At 68.4% G+C, this 16,990-nt stretch carries 14 protein-coding genes and 2 tRNA genes; 12 read left to right on the top strand and 4 right to left on the bottom strand.

Annotated features, from left to right (window positions below; genetic code table 11):
• Positions 1-99 precede the first annotated feature (99 nt).
• Positions 100-1,284 (bottom strand): cation:proton antiporter, encoded by a 1,185-nt coding sequence (locus tag CCZ36_RS09930; RefSeq protein WP_069738264.1) that lies wholly within the window; start codon positions 1,282-1,284, stop codon positions 100-102.
• 247 nt (positions 1,285-1,531) lie between these two features.
• Between CCZ36_RS09930 and CCZ36_RS09925 the strand changes: the two genes are divergently transcribed.
• Complete coding sequence (locus CCZ36_RS09925) at positions 1,532-2,032, top strand: HD domain-containing protein (protein ID WP_069738265.1); 501 nt, start codon at positions 1,532-1,534, stop codon at positions 2,030-2,032.
• A 90-nt stretch (positions 2,033-2,122) separates the two neighbouring features.
• Here the strand turns inward: CCZ36_RS09925 and CCZ36_RS09920 are convergent, their stop codons facing one another.
• Complete coding sequence (locus CCZ36_RS09920; protein WP_069738266.1) at positions 2,123-3,289, bottom strand: acyltransferase family protein; 1,167 nt, start codon at positions 3,287-3,289, stop codon at positions 2,123-2,125.
• A 517-nt stretch (positions 3,290-3,806) separates the two neighbouring features.
• On the opposite strand from CCZ36_RS09920, the gene CCZ36_RS09915 reads away from it, so the two are divergent.
• Positions 3,807-3,983, top strand: a complete 177-nt coding sequence (locus CCZ36_RS09915; protein WP_237302620.1) for a hypothetical protein — start codon at positions 3,807-3,809, stop codon at positions 3,981-3,983.
• A gap of 78 nt (positions 3,984-4,061) precedes the next feature.
• Here CCZ36_RS09915 and CCZ36_RS09910 read toward each other — a convergent pair.
• Positions 4,062-4,135: transfer RNA gene (locus tag CCZ36_RS09910), tRNA-Gly, on the bottom strand.
• Positions 4,136-4,325: 190 nt separating this feature from the next.
• Here CCZ36_RS09910 and CCZ36_RS09905 point away from each other — a divergent pair.
• The 5 genes from CCZ36_RS09905 to clpX all read left to right on the top strand — a co-directional run bounded on the left by CCZ36_RS09905 (position 4,326) and on the right by clpX (position 9,074).
• Positions 4,326-4,402 (top strand) — tRNA-Pro (locus CCZ36_RS09905).
• A 149-nt stretch (positions 4,403-4,551) separates the two neighbouring features.
• Positions 4,552-5,949 (top strand): trigger factor, encoded by a 1,398-nt coding sequence (gene tig, locus CCZ36_RS09900; protein WP_164873494.1) that lies wholly within the window; start codon positions 4,552-4,554, stop codon positions 5,947-5,949.
• Between the two features lie 297 nt (positions 5,950-6,246).
• Positions 6,247-6,852 (top strand): ATP-dependent Clp protease proteolytic subunit, encoded by a 606-nt coding sequence (locus CCZ36_RS09895; RefSeq protein ID WP_048858618.1) that lies wholly within the window; start codon positions 6,247-6,249, stop codon positions 6,850-6,852.
• Between the two features lie 82 nt (positions 6,853-6,934).
• On the top strand, positions 6,935-7,618 hold the full coding sequence (locus CCZ36_RS09890) for an ATP-dependent Clp protease proteolytic subunit (protein WP_006124415.1): 684 nt from the start codon (positions 6,935-6,937) through the stop codon (positions 7,616-7,618).
• Between the two features lie 157 nt (positions 7,619-7,775).
• Entirely contained in the window at positions 7,776-9,074 is a 1,299-nt protein-coding gene (clpX, locus tag CCZ36_RS09885) for an ATP-dependent Clp protease ATP-binding subunit ClpX (RefSeq protein ID WP_006124414.1), read from the top strand.
• Positions 9,075-9,147: 73 nt separating this feature from the next.
• On the opposite strand, the gene CCZ36_RS09880 is transcribed toward clpX, so the two are convergent.
• Positions 9,148-10,149, bottom strand: coding sequence for a hypothetical protein (locus CCZ36_RS09880; protein ID WP_069738269.1), 1,002 nt, complete (start codon positions 10,147-10,149; stop codon positions 9,148-9,150).
• Positions 10,150-10,287: 138 nt separating this feature from the next.
• On the opposite strand from CCZ36_RS09880, the gene CCZ36_RS09875 reads away from it, so the two are divergent.
• The 5 genes from CCZ36_RS09875 to CCZ36_RS09855 all read left to right on the top strand — a co-directional run bounded on the left by CCZ36_RS09875 (position 10,288) and on the right by CCZ36_RS09855 (position 16,820).
• On the top strand, positions 10,288-12,909 hold the full coding sequence (locus tag CCZ36_RS09875) for a valine--tRNA ligase (protein ID WP_069738270.1): 2,622 nt from the start codon (positions 10,288-10,290) through the stop codon (positions 12,907-12,909).
• Positions 12,910-13,034: 125 nt separating this feature from the next.
• Positions 13,035-14,555, top strand: coding sequence for a bifunctional tetrahydrofolate synthase/dihydrofolate synthase (gene folC / locus CCZ36_RS09870; RefSeq protein ID WP_069738271.1), 1,521 nt, complete (start codon positions 13,035-13,037; stop codon positions 14,553-14,555).
• 7 nt (positions 14,556-14,562) lie between these two features.
• The gene (locus CCZ36_RS09865; protein WP_069743828.1) at positions 14,563-14,916 is read left to right on the top strand and encodes a DUF4233 domain-containing protein; all 354 of its coding nucleotides are present in this window, start codon (positions 14,563-14,565) and stop codon (positions 14,914-14,916) included.
• 182 nt (positions 14,917-15,098) lie between these two features.
• Positions 15,099-15,512: a nucleoside-diphosphate kinase gene (gene ndk, locus CCZ36_RS09860; RefSeq protein WP_069738273.1), complete on the top strand. Its 414-nt coding sequence runs from the start codon at positions 15,099-15,101 to the stop codon at positions 15,510-15,512.
• 288 nt (positions 15,513-15,800) lie between these two features.
• Positions 15,801-16,820, top strand: a complete 1,020-nt coding sequence (locus CCZ36_RS09855; protein WP_069743829.1) for a rod shape-determining protein — start codon at positions 15,801-15,803, stop codon at positions 16,818-16,820.
• Positions 16,821-16,990 lie beyond the last annotated feature (170 nt).

Below are 16,990 nucleotides of genomic sequence, written 5' to 3'. Positions count from 1 at the left end.
CGACCGTCACCCGGGGGTGCCGGGTATCGGGACGCCTCTCCGCCGTCCGGTGCTGCTCGGACCGCGCTGCTCGGTCCGATGGTGCTCAGCCGGTGGCGCTCAGACCGACACCGGGACCTGGTCCTGATCCCGGTGGTCGTCCTTCTCGCGGCCGCCCGGCAGGATGCGGGCCAGCCAGTGCGAGCGTCCGGCGGCCAGCGGGGCGAGGACGGCGAGCAGGAGGACGTAACCGGCGATGAACGGCGAGAGCCGCTCGTCCAGTCCGGCCGCCGCCGCCATCGTGGCCAGGATGAGCGCGAACTCACCGCGGGCGACCAGCGTGGTGGCGATGTTGGACGTGGCCTGCGCGCCGAAGGAGTACACCTTGGCCGCCGCGAGGCCGGCCGCGATGTTCATGGCGAGTGTCAGCACCACGGCCGCCACCACCGGCCACAGCACGCTCGGCAGGTCGCCCGGGTCGATGGAGAGGCCGAAGGCGAAGAAGAAGATGGCGCCGAAGGCGTCCCGCAGCGGGTGGACCAGCTTGAGGATGCGGTCGCCCGACGAGGTGGAGCCGAGCATCAGGCCGACCATGAACGCGCCGATCGCGTCGGCGACGCCGAACAGCTCGGAGACGCCGGCGACGAGGACGGCCACACCCAGGAACGAGATGACGAGGAGTTCGTCGTCCTTGGTGTTCATGAGCTTGCCGATGAGCTTCGTACCGAACCGGGCCGCCAGCGCCAGCAGCAGCAGGAAGCCGAAGGCCTTGCCGCCGTCGACCAGCGCGGCCGAGAGGCTGTCCGCACCGGACAGGATCGGCTGGAGCGCGGCGAGGTACAGGGCGAGGAAGACGTCCTCGACGACGATGATGCCGAGGATCGGGCGGGTCTCCGGATGACCGATGCGCCCCAGGTCCACCAGGATCTTGGTGACGATCGCGGACGAGGAGATGCCGAGGACGCCGGCGAGGACCAGTGCCTCCGAGGTGCCCCAGCCGAGCGCGAAGCCGAATATGAGACCGGCGCCGACGTTCAGGACGAGATACGTCCCGCCCGCGATGGCCATCTTCCGGCCACCCGTCCTGAGATCGTCCATGTGGAACTCGAGCCCCAGATAGAAGAGCAGGAGGACGAGTCCCAGTGCGGAGAGCATCTCCAGGTCGTGCGGGTTCGAGAGGAGCGTGTATCCGGGGGTGTGCGGGCCGAGCAGGATCCCGGCCAGGATGAACAGCGGGATCGTCGGCAGCCCGATACGGCCGCCGAGGCGGGCGAGGAAGGCAGCGGCCAGGAAGGCGCCGCCCATGGCGATGAGGGTGTCTGCGTGTCCGATGAGCCTGGTCCTTCTAGGTCGGTCAAGAGTTGGTCAAGGGGGCATCAAGGATCCATCAGTAATTAGTTTACCGAACGATTTATGCTGCAACTATGGATCCATCGGATTGTCGGCTCTTGTCCTTTTGGTCCGCTTGCGTTCCATGAAGGTGTCTCGCCAACACCGTCGCGCGAGCGGCGAGTTCGGATCGGGCCCCTGTGCGCGGTCGTAGGGTCGGCCCATGACTGGACGGAATCTGAGCGTCTCCGAGGTGGAGGCCGTCGCCCGCGCGGCCCATGCGGGGCAGACCGACAAGGCGGGCCGCCCGTACGTGGAACACCTCGCGGCGGTGGCCGAAGGCGTACGGACGCGCGGCGGCGACGACGGGCAGATCGCGGCGGCCTGGCTGCACGACGCGATCGAGGACGATGCGCTCTCCGCCCGGTGGCTGGCGGACGTCGCCCTGCCGCAGGAGGTGAAGGACATCGTCCTGGCGGTGACCAAGCGGCCGGGGGAGGAGCTGTCCTCGTACACCGCCCGGATCCTGGCCACCCCGGGCGCGCTGCTCGTCAAGGAGGCGGATCTCGCGCACAACGCGGATCCCGCCCGCCTGGCGGCCCTGGACGAGCCGAGCAGTACCCGGCTGGCGGCGAAGTATGCGCAGGTGCGTGGACTGCTGGGGCTGATCGGCGGCGAATCACCCTCGGACCGAAAGAATCCGGCCAACCCGGAGACGCACTGATCCACCCGCGGGCAGGATCGGCGGGTGGATCAGTGAAAAGCGGTGTGAGGGGCGGCGGCCGAGCCGGCGAAAGCGCTCGTGCCCCGGGGCTCAGCGCCGGGCGGCGGCTTTCCGGAAGGCCCAGTTCATCTCCGGCTCGGTGGCCCACTTCAGCGCGCGGCCCACCAGCGGGGTGCACATGAGCGTCACGGCGACCGCCGCCACGAGCGAGACGACGACCAGCCCGACCGGGTCGGAGAGCCAGGTGTAGCGGTCGAACAGGCCCGCGTACTCGGCCCCCTTGATCAGGAAGCCGTGCAGCAGATAGCCGCAGATCGTGCCGGCCCCGAGTACGGTGAACCACCGGGCCCGGCCGGGTACCCAGGCCAGGAAGCCGACCGTCAGCACCAGGGCGCAGCCGAACATCGCGAGCGTCATCACCGCGCCCGACCACCACGGAGCGCCCATCTCCTGCGCGCTGTTGGCGCGGTAGAACCAGCCGAGCTGCACGCGCGGGGCGGCCCAGTAGGCGAAGAGCAGCGCACCGGCGAACAGCGGCAGGGACATCAGCCGCACCTCGCGCCGCCTGACCAGCTGGAAGTGCTCGGGCTTCAGCAGCAGGCCGAGCACGAAGAACGGCAGGAACTGCAGCACCCGTTGGAGATCGAGGTCGTCGCCGATGTCGGGGGAGACGGAGGCGAGCATGGCGATGGCGAGCGCCACCGGCAGCGGATGGCGGATCGCCTGCCAGATCGGCGTGGTCACCCGCCAGATGAACAGGGCGATCAGGAACCAGGTCAGGAAGAACGGGTCCACCAGACTGATCGCCATGTCGGGCGAATCGTCGGCGTACCGCTTGAAGAGCGAATAGGCCGTCTCGAACAGCACGTACGGCACCGCGACCGAGGTGATCAGCCGCTTCACCTTGGGGGCCGTCATGTCGAACGACCGGGAGAAATAGCCGGAGATGAGGATGAACGCCGGCATGTGGAACATGTACACGATCATGTACAGCGCCCGGGTGGCCCGACTGCCGTCCATCACGGGTTCCCAGGCGTGGGCCACCGCCACGAGGACGATGGCCAGATACTTCACGTTGTCGAAGTAGGGATCGCGCTTCTTCGCCGCCGCGGGGGCCGGAGCGGCGGCGCCCGGAGCGCTGGTCCCGAGGGCGGGCCGGGGCGCGGTGGCGGTGAGCGTCTGCTCGTGTCTGGGCTCCGACTCCCGGGTCGCCGGGGGGAGCGGGGCCCTCTGAAATAGGCTCGGAGCTTGGAACATCTAAGGCACCTTAGACCGGTCGATTGCCTTGCGTAAAACTGCGGGGAGGTATCGCGTTTTCCCTTTCGTTCGAATGTGAAACCGTCGAGCACCGCCCGCTATGACCCCTTTGATCCCCCTTAAACAGGGCATATCGTCAGGGTATTGACCGGAGTGAATTACGTCGCATCCACGCCGTCAATGTGCTGTGAATTAAGTGTGGGGATGCCGAAACGATCGCGGTGACGGATATTCGGCCACCGGGTTTCACAGTCGACGCACAGGGAGCGGCGGGACGGTACGAGACCGGTGCGCCTCCCGGGCGCGGCGCGACGGCGGTTCCGCGCCCGGGCCCGCCACCGCGACGTCACCGGCCGGGAAGGATGGCGGGATCCTGTCACTCCCTTCCGTCACCCGGCAGCAACCACGGGGGAGTTGGTGGCACGATGGAGGCGACGGGGCGCGCGGTGGTGCACGCTTCCGGGCCGGCTAGGCGGACCGACCGAGGGTGTGATCAGACGTGGCTATATCACTGTCTATGGTGCTGCTGTTCGCGGTCATCCTGGTGGTAATGATTCGTGGCGGCTCCATCAAGGCCGGCCCCGCGATCGTCGCCGTGCTCTTCGGCTTCTTCCTGGCGTCGACCGGCATGGCCCCGTCGATCAACAGGTTCATGAACTCGCTCGCCGACACCATCAACCAGATCAGCTTCTGAAGTCCGGATCGGCTTCCGCCCGCGCAACGCGCGAGGGCCGGGCCGGAGGATCATCCTCCGGCCCGGCCCTCGACTGCGTGGAGCGGGCGACGGGAATCGAACCCGCGTAGCTAGTTTGGAAGACTAGGGCTCTACCATTGAGCTACGCCCGCAAGCGTCGCACCGCAGGTCCTGCGACCGCGGCACGAAGAGCATCGTAGCGGGTCGGCGGCGGTGCCCGCACACCCGTTGTGCCGGCCGCCGGACCGGACCCGTCGCCGCAGCCGTCCCGGCCCGGTGGGGCCGCTCCGGAAAGCGGCGGATCCCACGGTCGCCGTGCATGTACCCTACGTGTCGCACCGACGGGGTGTGGCGCAGCTTGGTAGCGCGTCCGCTTTGGGAGCGGAAGGTCGTCGGTTCGAATCCGGCCACCCCGACCACCGGCAAGATCGCATTGTGGGAGTCCTCCCCCTTGCCGTTACTATGCAAAATGCGTGCCCGTGTGTCTGATGTACCGGGCTCGGTCCGCGAAGCCGCCGTCGGCGGTCGAGCAGAACCCAAAGAAGTCAGCCACCAAGGAGACCGAACCGTGAAGAGCGCCGTGGAGACCCTGAACCCGACCCGGGTTCGGCTCAGCATCGAGGTGCCCTTCGAGGAGCTCAAGGACAGCCTCGACGCGGCGTACAAGAAGATCAACCAGCAGGTCACGGTGAAGGGCTTCCGCAAGGGCAAGATCCCCGCCCGGGTCATCGACCAGCGGTTCGGCCGCGGTGCGGTGCTGGAGGAGGCCGTCAACGACGCCCTCCCGAAGTTCTACACCGAGGCGGTCAACGAGGGTGAGCTGAACGTCCTCGGCCAGCCCGAGGTCGACATCACCGAGCTGAAGGACGGCGAGCTGCTGGCCTTCACCGCCGAGGTTGACGTACGCCCCGAGATCGAGATCCCGGACTACTCCGGCATCGAAGTCACCGTCGACGCCCTCGAGGTCACCGACGAAGAGGTCGAGAAGGCCGTGGAGCAGCTCCGCGAGCGCTTCGCCTCCACCAACCCGGTCGAGCGCGCCGCCGCCGACGGCGACGTCGTCACGATCGACCTGCAGGCCAAGGTCGACGGCGAGGTCCTGGAGGACGGCGTGGCCGACGGTGTCTCGTACACCATCGGTTCCGGCGAGCTCCTCGACGGCATCGACGAGGCCGTGACCGGCCTGGAGGCCGGTGGCGAGGCCACCTTCACCTCGCAGCTGAAGGGCGGCTCCGCCGAGGGCAAGGACGCGGAGGTCACCGTCAAGGTCACCGCCGTCGCCGCCCGTGAGCTCCCCGAGCTGGACGACGACTTCGCCCAGATGGCCAGCGAGTTCGACACGCTGGAGGAGCTGAAGGCCGACAGCCGCAAGCGCCTGGAGACCACCAAGCAGTACGACCAGGCCACCCAGGCCCAGGAGCGCGTCCTCGAGGAGCTGCTGAAGCTCGCCGAGGTCCCGATCCCGGAGAAGCTGCTCGCGGACGAGGTCCAGACCCGCAAGCACAACCTGGAGCACCACCAGCTCGGTCAGATGGGCCTCGACCTCGAGAAGTACCTCGAGATCCAGGGCAAGACCCTGGAGGAGTTCGAGAACGAGACCTCCGAGCAGGCCATCAAGGGCATCAAGACCCAGTTCATCCTGGACGAGCTCGTCAACAAGGAGAAGCTGAACGTCAACCAGGAGGAGCTCACCGAGCACCTCATGCGGCGTGCGGCCTCCTCCGGCATGAGCCCCGACCAGTTCGCCCAGGCCGTCGTCGAGGGTGGCCAGGTGCCGATGCTCGTCGGCGAGGTCGCCCGCGGCAAGGCGCTCGCCGTCGTCGTCGAGGCCGCCAAGGTCGTCGACACCAACGGTGAGGTCGTCGACCTCGAGGACGAGGAAGAGGCCGCCGAGGCCACGGAGACGGTTGAGGCCGCCACCGAGGACAAGGCGGACGGCAAGGCCGAGGAGAAGAACGAGGCCTGAGCCTCGCTCCGATCCGCGACAGCCTCGCGCTGATCGTCACGACGGGCCCCGAACGCATCGTGTGTTCGGGGCCCGTCGGCGTAGCGCGCCGGATCGCCGCGCGCCCCCGGAACCCTTGTGCCCACTGCGGACCTTGCGCTCCCAGCGAACAGTTGCGGAAGCGGGATGGCGTTGTCCCACCTGCGCGTTAGGGTCCATGAAGAGGAAGGGTGGAGCAGTGACTTCACCCGCCCGGTACGAAGACGCTGAGACGGCCGGAGCCGTCAGAGACGAGCAGGTGGATACGTGACGAATCTGATGCCCTACGCCGCCGGAGAGCCGTCCCTCGGTGGTGGCCTCGGTGACCAGGTCTACAGCCGACTGCTCGGCGAGCGCATCATCTTCCTCGGTCAGCAGGTCGACGATGACATCGCCAACAAGATCACCGCACAGCTTCTCCTCCTTGCCGCCGACCCGGACAAGGACATCTACCTCTACATCAACAGCCCCGGTGGCTCGGTGACGGCCGGCATGGCGGTCTACGACACCATGCAGTACATCCCCAACGACGTCGTCACCATCGGCATGGGCATGGCCGCCTCCATGGGCCAGTTCCTGCTCACCGGCGGCGCCTCGGGCAAGCGTTTCGCGCTCCCCAACACCGACATCCTCATGCACCAGGGTTCGGCCGGTATCGGCGGCACGGCCTCGGACATCAAGATCCAGGCCGAGTACCTGCTCCGCACCAAGACGCGGATGGCGGAGATCACCGCCCACCACTCCGGCCAGACCGTCGAGACGATCATCCGCGACGGCGACCGCGACCGCTGGTACACGGCGGAGGAGGCCAAGGAGTACGGCCTCATCGACGAGATCATCACGTTCGCGTCGGGCATCCCGGGCGGCGGCGGCACCGGTGCCTGATCCGGTCCCCACCGGACCGTCGGCACCACTCCCGCACCCTCATCTCGTACGCCGAGACCTCCAGCCCCAGAACGCCACCAGGATGGTGAACACCCACATGAACAACTTCTCCGGCGCCTCCGCGAGCGGCCTCTACACCGGCCCGCAGGTGGACAACCGCTACGTCGTCCCGCGCTTCGTGGAGCGCACCTCGCAGGGTGTGCGCGAGTACGACCCGTACGCGAAGCTCTTCGAGGAGCGCGTGATCTTCCTGGGCGTCCAGATCGACGACGCCTCGGCCAACGACGTCATGGCGCAGCTGCTGTGCCTGGAGTCGATGGACCCCGACCGCGACATCTCGATCTACATCAACAGCCCCGGCGGCTCGTTCACCGCGCTCACCGCGATCTACGACACGATGCAGTTCGTGAAGCCGGACATCCAGACGGTCTGCATGGGCCAGGCGGCCTCCGCCGCCGCCGTCCTGCTCGCCGCGGGCACCCCGGGCAAGCGCATGGCGCTCCCGCACGCCCGGGTGCTCATCCACCAGCCGTCCTCGCAGACCGGCCGCGAGCAGCTCTCCGACCTGGAGATCGCGGCCAACGAGATCCTCCGCATGCGCACGCAGCTGGAGGAGATGCTGGCCCGCCACTCGACGACCCCGCTGGAGAAGATCAGCGAGGACATCGAGCGCGACAAGATCCTGACGGCCGAGGACGCCCTCGCGTACGGTCTGGTCGACCAGATCGTTTCCACCCGCAAGACCACCGCAGGCGCATCGCTCTGACGTCGGTCTTTCCCCTTGGCACATTCCGTTCGCACGACCACGGCCGTGTGAACCGTGCCAAGGGGGGCCCGAACGGGGGCCCAGGCAAGGTACCGTCGGATAGAGGCACCAGGAGCCGCTGAACCAGGCGGCCTCCCAGGCGAAGGGGAAGCACCTCGTGGCACGCATCGGTGATGGCGGCGACCTGCTCAAGTGCTCGTTCTGCGGAAAGAGCCAGAAGCAGGTGAAGAAGCTCATCGCGGGACCCGGTGTGTACATCTGCGACGAGTGCATCGATCTCTGCAACGAGATCATCGAGGAGGAACTCGCGGAGACGAGCGAGGTGCGCTGGGAAGAGCTTCCCAAGCCCCGCGAGATCTACGAGTTCCTGGAGGGGTACGTCGTCGGGCAGGAGCCCGCGAAGAAGGCCCTCTCGGTCGCGGTGTACAACCACTACAAGCGGGTCCAGGCCGGGGAGAACGGCGGCGGCGCCGGTCGTGAGGACGCGATCGAGCTCGCCAAGTCGAACATCCTCCTGCTGGGCCCCACGGGTTCCGGTAAGACGCTTCTCGCACAGACGCTGGCCCGCATGCTCAACGTCCCGTTCGCCATCGCGGACGCGACGGCGCTGACGGAGGCCGGCTATGTCGGCGAGGACGTCGAGAACATCCTGCTCAAGCTGATCCAGGCGGCCGACTACGACGTCAAGAAGGCCGAGACCGGGATCATCTACATCGACGAGATCGACAAGGTCGCCCGCAAGAGCGAGAACCCGTCGATCACCCGCGATGTCTCCGGCGAGGGCGTGCAGCAGGCCCTGCTGAAGATCCTGGAGGGCACCACCGCCTCCGTCCCGCCGCAGGGCGGACGCAAGCACCCCCACCAGGAGTTCATCCAGATCGACACGACGAACGTGCTGTTCATCGTGGGCGGCGCGTTCTCCGGCCTGGAGAAGATCATCGAGTCCCGGGCCGGAGCCAAGGGCATCGGCTTCGGCGCCACGATCCGCTCCAAGCTGGAGATCCAGGCGAGCGACCAGTTCCAGGAGGTCATGCCGGAAGACCTGGTGAAGTTCGGGATGATCCCGGAATTCATCGGCCGTCTCCCGGTCCTGACCTCGGTCCACAACCTGGACCGCGAGGCCCTGCTGCAGATCCTCATCGAGCCGCGCAACGCCCTGGTCAAGCAGTACCAGCGCCTGTTCGAACTCGACGGCGTGGAGCTGGACTTCGAGCGCGAGGCGCTGGAGGCCATCGCCGACCAGGCGATCCTGCGCCAGACCGGCGCTCGCGGTCTGCGGGCGATCATGGAGGAAGTCCTCCAGTCCGTGATGTACGAGGTCCCGTCCCGCAAGGACGTCGCCCGCGTCGTCATCACGCCCGACGTCGTCCGAGACAACGTCAACCCGACGCTGGTCCCGCGCGAGCCGCGCACGATCGGCAAGAACGACGGCGGCCGCCACGAGAAGTCCGCTTAGCGGCAGCGCAGTCACGTACGCCGAAGGGGCGCCCACCGGACGAACCGGTGAGCGCCCCTTCGGCGTTGGGCGATCAGATCTTGGTGCGGGAGGCGTTGTAGACCTTGGCGGCGAGGTCGGCCACCTCTTCCTGCGGCGCGCCCTTGCCCGTCAGCGCCGAGGCGACATCGATGCTCGCCACGATGCCGACCGTGCTGTAGTCGGCCCAGATGCACACCGGCATGGTGAACTCCTTCGGCCCCTTCGCAGGGGTGCCGTCGGCCTTGTCGTTGACCACCTTGAGGTCTTGGCACTTCATCAGCGCGCCCTCGAAGCCCTCGGGCTTGACCTCCTTGGGGCTGCCCACCAGGGAGGTCTTGCTGTCGCCGTCGCCGTTCCCCTTCATCATGTTCACCTCGGCCTTGTCGAAGGCGCCGTCCAGCGTCTTCGACGGGTCCGAGACCTCTCCCCAGACGCCCTCGAACATGAGCGCCTTCTGGGCGAGCGGGTTGTCCTGGGAGCCGCTCTTGTACTGGGCCTCCACCTTGTTGGCGTTCTCGACCCCCATGGCCTCGGCCTCTTCCTTGTCCTTCCCGGTGACCGGGCGGGACACGGAGGGCTTGGACGCGTCCTTCTGGAAGTCCTCCACGCTGGCCGGGAGCGTCAGCTTGTACCCCTTGGTGGAGTCCGCCACGTCACTGTTGCCGCCGCCGGAGGTCAGGAAGTACACCCCGCCCGCGATGACCGCCAGCGCCACCACGGCGACACCGATGATCAGCCCGGTCTTCTTCTTCGGCTGCGGCGGCTGCTGGCCGTACCCGGGCTGCCCGCCGTACGGCGGCTGGGGCGGCTGCTGTCCGTACGGACCCGGCTGCTGCGCCTGCGGGTAGCCGTAACCCTGCTGCGGCCCCGGGGGCTGCTGGCCGTACGGGTTCGGCTGCTGCGGGGGTACGCCCTGCGGGGCCTGCTGCGGATAACCGTAGCCGGGCTGGCCCTGCGGCGGCGGGGCGCCGTACGGGCCCGGCTGCTGTCCGTACGGTCCGGGCTGGCCCTGCGGCGGCTGCCCACCGTACGGGCCCGGCTGGTTGTAGCTCATTCGCGGTGTCCCCTCAAGAATCCTTATGCGTTGCGAACATCCTGACGGAAGCCGCCCTGAGACGGGGGACCGGCCCGGACACCGTTACTGAACCAATCCGTTTCAGTGCAGACCTGTGACGGCCCTAAACTGTCTCCCGTGACCGAGAACTCATCGCAGCAGCCAGCCAGCAACCCCGAACTGCCGACCACGTACGCGCCGGCCGATGTAGAGGGGAAGCTGTACGAGCGCTGGGTAGAGCGTGGTTACTTCGAAGCGGACGAGCACAGCGACAAGCCGCCCTACAGCATCGTCATCCCGCCGCCGAACGTCACCGGCTCCCTCCACCTGGGCCACGCCTTCGAGCACACCCTGATCGACGCCCTCGTCCGCCGTAAGCGGATGCAGGGCTTCGAGGCGCTGTACCAGCCGGGCATGGACCACGCCGGTATCGCCACCCAGAACGTCGTCGAGCGCGAGCTCGGCAAGGAGGGCAAGTCCCGCCACGACCTGGGCCGTGAGGCGTTCGTCGAGCGGGTCTGGCAGTGGAAGAATGAGTCCGGTGGCCAGATCTCCGGCCAGATGCGCCGCCTCGGCGAGGGCGTCGCCTGGTCCCGTGAGCGCTTCACCATGGACGAGGGCCTCTCCAAGGCCGTCCAGACCGTCTTCAAGCAGATGTACGACGACGGGCTGATCTACCGCGCCGAACGCATCATCAACTGGTGCCCCCGCTGCCTCACCGCGATCTCCGACATCGAGGTCGAGTACCAGGAGGACGACGGCGAGCTCGTCTCCATGACGTACGGGGAGGGTGACGAGACCATCGTCGTCGCCACCACCCGCGCCGAGACGATGCTCGGCGACACCGCCGTCGCCGTCCACCCCGACGACGAGCGCTACCAGCACCTGATCGGCAAGCAGATCAAGCTGCCGCTGACGGACCGCACGATCCCCGTCGTCGCCGACCACCACGTCGACCCGGAGTTCGGCACCGGCGCGGTCAAGGTGACCCCCGCCCACGACCCGAACGACTTCGAGATCGGCAACCGCCACAACCTGCCGTTCATCACCGTCCTCGACGAGCGCGCGGTCATCACCGTCCCCGGCCCCTTCGAGGGCCTGGACCGGCTGGAGGCCCGCTCCGCCATCGTCGCCGCCCTGCGCGCCGAGGGCCGGATCGTCGCCGAGAAGCGCCCCTACGTCCACTCCGTCGGGCACTGCTCCCGCTGCAAGACCACCATCGAGCCGCGCCTGTCGCTCCAGTGGTGGGTCAAGGTCGCTCCGCTCGCCGAGGCCGCCGGCGACGCGGTCCGCGACGGCAAGGTCAAGATCCACCCGCAGGAGATGGAGAAGCGGTACTTCGACTGGGTCGACAACCTCCACGACTGGTGCATCTCGCGCCAGCTCTGGTGGGGCCACCGCATCCCCGTCTGGTACGGCCCGAACGGCGAGGTCGTCTGCGTCGGACCGGACGACGAGGCGCCCACCGGCGAGGGCTGGACCCAGGACAACGACGTCCTGGACACCTGGTTCTCCTCCGGCCTGTGGCCCTTCTCCACCCTCGGCTGGCCCGAACGCACCGACAGCCTCGCGAAGTTCTACCCGAACTCCGTCCTGGTCACCGGCTACGACATCCTCTTCTTCTGGGTCGCCCGGATGATGATGTTCGGCCTGTACGTCAACGACGGCGTCCCGCCGTTCGGCACCATCGTCCTGCACGGCATGGTCCGCGACGAGCACGGCAAGAAGATGTCGAAGTCCTTCGGGAACGTCGTCAATCCGCTGGACTGGATGGACAAGTACGGCTCCGACGCCCTGCGCTTCACCCTCGCGCGCGGCGCCAACCCCGGCACCGACGTGCCGATCGGCGAGGACTGGGTCCAGGGCTCGGCGAAGTTCTCCAACAAGATCTGGAACGCCACCCGCTTCGCCCTGATGAACGGCGCCACGATCGAGGGCGAACTGCCCTCGGCCGAGGAGATGTCGGTCACCGACCGCTGGATCCTCTCCCGCCTCAACAAGACGGTCGCGGACGTCGACGCGTTCTACGACGACTTCCAGTTCGCCAAGATCAGCGAGGCGCTGCGCCACTTCGCCTGGGACGAGGTCTTCGACTGGTACGTCGAGCTCTCCAAGACCACGTTCTTCGCGGGCGGACGCCCGGCCGAGGTGTCGGGCCGGGTCCTCGGCGAGGTCCTCGACGTGATGCTGCGGCTGCTGCACCCGATCGTCCCGTTTGTCACGGAGGCGCTGTGGACCGCGCTCACCGGACGCGAGTCGATCGTCATCGCCGAGTGGCCCGCCGACTCCGGCTTCCGGGACGACGCGGCCGAGAAGGAGATCGAGCTGGTCCAGCAGGTCGTCACCGAGGTCCGCCGTTTCCGCAACGACCAGGGTCTCCAGCCCGGCCAGAAGGTCCCGGCCGAACTGACCCTGACCGGCACGGCGCTCGCCCCGCACGAGGCGGCCATGCGCCAGCTCCTGCGGCTCCAGCCCGCCGGTGACGGCTTCCACGCCACCGCCTCCCTCCCGGTCGCCGGGGCCACCGTGGCCCTGGACCTGTCCGGCACGATCGACGTGGCGGCCGAGCGCAAGCGCCTCACCAAGGACCTGGAGGCCGCGCGCAAGGAGAAGGCCCAGGCGGAGGGCAAGCTCGGCAACGAGGCCTTCCTCGCCAAGGCCCCGGACAACGTGGTCGACAAGATCCGCGGCCGGCTCGCCAAGGCCGAGGCCGACATCGAGCGGATCTCCGCCCAGCTGGCGGCCCTCCCGCAGAGCTGATCTGCTACGACACGAAGCCCCCGCGCACCCGACCGACCGGGACGCGGGGGCTTCGCCGTACCGCTTGCCCCGCGGTTCGCCGGGCGCTGCGCGCGATGTCGGCGCCCATCCGTAGACTGGGGCCCGTGAGTGAGCCCCGCCCAGACCGGCACGACGCGTCCGATCCCGACGACACCTTCGAGGAGATCGTCGACGAGGCGACCCAGCGCGACCCCGACCTGGCGGTGATCGAGGCCGGGAGCCGCACGCTGCGCGCCCACTCGGGTCAGCCGCAGGGCGAAGCGGTCCCGGCCCGCCCGGCCGACCCCGAGACCGACAAGGCGCTGCGCGCGGTGGAGCAGGAGCTCGCCGGACGCTGGGGCGAGACCAAGCTGGAGCCCTCCGTCACGCGCATCGCCGCCCTGATGGACGTCCTCGGCGAGCCGCAGCGCGCCTACCCCTCGATCCACATCACGGGGACCAACGGCAAGACCTCCACGGCCCGCATGATCGAGGCCCTGCTCAACGCCTTCGAGCTGCGCACCGGCCGCTACACCTCCCCGCACGTCCAGTCGATCACCGAGCGGATCAGCCTGGACGGCTCGCCGATCGCGGCCGAGCGGTTCATCGAGACGTACGAGGACATCAAGCCGTACGTCGAGATGGTCGACGCCCAGCAGCCCTACCGGCTCTCCTTCTTCGAGGTCCTCACCGGCATGGCGTACGCCGCCTTCGCCGACGCCCCCGTGGACGTCGCGGTCGTCGAGGTCGGCATGGGCGGCACCTGGGACGCGACGAACGTCATCGACTCCACGGTCGCCGTCGTCACCCCGATCTCGCTGGACCACACCGACCGGCTCGGCACCACGCCCGCCGAGATCGCCGGCGAGAAGGCCGGCGTCATCAAGCCGGGCGCCACGGTCATCCTGGCGCAGCAGCCGGTGGACGCCGCGCAGGTGATGCTGAAGAAGGCCGTCGAGGTGGACGCCACCGTGGCCCGCGAGGGCATGGAGTTCGGCGTCGCCTCCCGCGAGATCGCGGTCGGCGGACAGCTCGTCACCCTGCGGGGCCTGGGCGGGGAGTACGAGGAGATCTTCCTCCCGCTGTACGGCGCCCACCAGGCGCACAACGCGGCCGTCGCGCTCGCCGCAGTCGAGGCGTTCTTCGGGATCGGCGCCGAGCAGGCCCGCTCCCTCGACATCGACGCCATCCGCAAGGCGTTCGCCTCGGTGCTCTCCCCGGGGCGTCTGGAGGTCGTGCGCTCCAGCCCGACCGTCGTCCTGGACGCCGCGCACAACCCCGCCGGGGCCAAGGCGGCGGCGGACGGCATCTCCGAGGCGTTCAGCTTCTCCCGTCTGATCGGCGTGGTCGGCACGAGCGACGACAAGGACGTCCGGGGGCTCCTGGAGGCCTTCGAGCCGATCTTCGCCGAGATCGTCGTCACGCAGAACTCCACCCCGCGCGCGATGGACGCGGACGCGCTGGCCGCGGTCGCCGTCGAGATCTTCGGCGACGACCGGGTCCAGGTCGAGCCTCGCCTCGACGACGCCCTGGAGGCGGCGATCACGCTGGCCGAGGAGGAGGACGAGTACGCGGGCGCCGGGGTGCTGGTGACCGGATCCGTGATCACGGTCGGCGAGGCCCGGCTGCTGCTCGGAAGGGGCTGAAAGACGGATGCGGACGCTCTGCGCCTCGACGCTGATCGGTGAGTTCTTCGTGATCGGCTTCGCCGGTCTCGTCGCGATGAAGCTGGACGACGCCTCCATGGCCGTGGTCTGGACGGTGTGCGGCATCGGCATGGCCCTGTCGGTGCTGCTGTGCGGGATGATCACCCGGCCCGGCGGGGTCCAGCTCGGCTGGGCGCTCCAGGTCGCGCTGGTCCTCAGCGGCTTCGTGGTCCCGACGATGTTCATCCTGGGCCTCGCCTTCGGCGGGCTGTGGTGGGCCTCGATCCACTACGGCCGCAAGATCGACGAGGCGAAGGCGCGCTGGGCCGCCCAGCAGGAAGCCGAGGAGGCCACCGCCTAGGCGGCACTCCGACGATGCCCCGAGGCGCGCGCCGGGTGTCCGACACGCCCGCCTCCGCCCCGGGGCCCGGCGGATTCGGGGCCCGAAGGTGACCCAGGGTGAACCCGGGCGTGGATCTGTTCCCGTACCCCTGTAATCTCGCCTCACCGCACCCGTATGCCTGGCCTTGCAAGGAGCCGTACATGACCCAGCGCACTCTCGTCCTGCTCAAGCCCGACGCGGTCCGCCGTGGCCTGATCGGCGAGATCGTCGGCCGCATCGAGCGCAAGGCGAACTGGCGGATCACCGCCCTGGAGCTGCGCACCCTGGACCACGAGACGCTGGAGCAGCACTACGGCGAGCACAAGGGCCGCCCGTTCTACGAGCCGCTCATGGAGTTCATGACCTCCGGCCCCGTCGTCGCCCTGGTGGCCGAGGGCGAGCGGGTCATCGAGGGCGTCCGCGCCCTGGCCGGCCCCACCGACCCGATCGCCGCCGCGCCCGGGTCCATCCGCGGTGACTTCGGCACGATCACCCGGGAGAACCTCATCCACGCCTCGGACTCGGAGGAGTCCGCAGAGCGAGAACTGAAGCTTTTCTTCCCGGGACTTTCCTGACCCGATCGGCCAAACAGCGCTGTAGGCGAGGGGCGACCGAGGTAATTCGGTCGCCCCTCGGCATAGGGTTTGGGATCGCGGGAACGCATCCCTCCGACGTAACGTCACCTTGGGTAGGACGGCCACCCGTTCCGCTCACAATGGCGAAGGGCCCTCGCGCTGTGTCCGTGCATACGGCACTACGATGGAAGCTTCCACGCCCGCAGCGCCAACCTCGCCTACCAGAACAAGCCATCTCCGCTACCTGGGAAGGCCCGACGCATCCTCATGGGGAACAAGGGGAACTCAATGTCGTTCATCGGCCGTGACATGGCTATCGACCTCGGGACTGCCAACACGCTGGTGTACGTCAGGGGGCGCGGCATCGTTCTGAACGAGCCGTCCGTCGTGGCCATCAACACCAACACCGGCGGAATTCTGGCGGTCGGCTCCGAGGCCAAGAAGATGATCGGGCGCACGCCGGGCAACATCGTTGCCGTGCGACCGCTGAAGGACGGCGTGATCGCCGACTTCGAGATCACCGAGCGGATGCTCCGCTACTTCATCCTCAAGATCCACAAGCGTCGCTATCTCGCCCGCCCCCGGGTCGTCGTCTGTGTTCCCTCCGGTATCACCGGGGTCGAGCGCCGCGCCGTCATCGAGGCGTCCACCCAGGCCGGCGCGCGCCAGGTGCACATCATCGAGGAGCCCATGGCCGCGGCGATCGGCTCCGGTCTGCCGGTCCACGAGGCCACCGGCAACATGGTCGTCGACATCGGCGGCGGCACCACGGAGGTCGCGGTGATCTCGCTCGGCGGAATCGTCACTGCCCAGTCGATCCGGACCGCCGGTGACGAACTGGACAACGCGATCATCCAGCACATCAAGAAGGAGTACTCGCTCCTCCTCGGTGAGCGGACCGCCGAACAGATCAAGATCACCATCGGTTCGGCGTACGACCTGGAGAAGGACGAGCACACCGAGATCCGCGGTCGCGACCTGGTCTCCGGCCTCCCCAAGACGGTCGTCATCTCGGCCGCCGAGGTCCGCAAGGCCATCGAGGAGCCGGTCAACGCGATCGTCGACGCCGTGAAGACGACGCTCGACAAGTGCCCGCCCGAGCTGTCCGGCGACGTCATGGACCGCGGCATCGTCCTCACCGGCGGCGGCGCGCTGCTGCGCGGTCTGGACGAACGGCTGCGCCACGAGACGGGCATGCCGATCCACATCGCCGAGGACCCCCTGGACTCGGTGGCGCTCGGCTCGGGCAAGTGCGTCGAGGAGTTCGAGGCGCTCCAGCAGGTGCTGGACGCCCAGCCCCGCCGTTAGCCACAGCGCGGTTTCCGCGGGACACACCCGATCCGGCGAGCGGACGCACCCGCTCCGGTCGCCGGATCGTTGATATAGATCGTTGCTGTACACGTACTGGAGCGGGGACACCTCCGACCGGTACCCCGTACGGAGACGTATACAGGCACGAATATTCCGACGAGGAAGGC

Origin of the sequence: Streptomyces sp. S063 (assembly GCF_002832675.1) — a bacterium.
Classification (GTDB): domain Bacteria; phylum Actinomycetota; class Actinomycetes; order Streptomycetales; family Streptomycetaceae; genus Streptomyces; species Streptomyces sindenensis.
Note: the sequence above shows the minus strand (reverse complement) of the source record. Positions and strands in the feature narration are given on the sequence as shown.

Coding starts and splice junctions, on each gene's coding strand:
- CCZ36_RS09930 (WP_069738264.1), bottom strand. CDS start 1,284: ATGGGCGGCGCCTTCCTGGCCGCTGCCTTCCTCGCCCGCCTCGGCGGC.
- ndk (WP_069738273.1), top strand. CDS start 15,099: ATGACCCAGCGCACTCTCGTCCTGCTCAAGCCCGACGCGGTCCGCCGT.
- CCZ36_RS09895 (WP_048858618.1), top strand. CDS start 6,247: ATGCCCTACGCCGCCGGAGAGCCGTCCCTCGGTGGTGGCCTCGGTGAC.
- CCZ36_RS09920 (WP_069738266.1), bottom strand. CDS start 3,289: ATGTTCCAAGCTCCGAGCCTATTTCAGAGGGCCCCGCTCCCCCCGGCG.
- CCZ36_RS09880 (WP_069738269.1), bottom strand. CDS start 10,149: ATGAGCTACAACCAGCCGGGCCCGTACGGTGGGCAGCCGCCGCAGGGC.
- CCZ36_RS09865 (WP_069743828.1), top strand. CDS start 14,563: ATGCGGACGCTCTGCGCCTCGACGCTGATCGGTGAGTTCTTCGTGATC.
- CCZ36_RS09855 (WP_069743829.1), top strand. CDS start 15,801: ATGTCGTTCATCGGCCGTGACATGGCTATCGACCTCGGGACTGCCAAC.
- CCZ36_RS09915 (WP_237302620.1), top strand. CDS start 3,807: ATGGTGCTGCTGTTCGCGGTCATCCTGGTGGTAATGATTCGTGGCGGC.
- CCZ36_RS09890 (WP_006124415.1), top strand. CDS start 6,935: ATGGTGAACACCCACATGAACAACTTCTCCGGCGCCTCCGCGAGCGGC.
- CCZ36_RS09925 (WP_069738265.1), top strand. CDS start 1,532: ATGACTGGACGGAATCTGAGCGTCTCCGAGGTGGAGGCCGTCGCCCGC.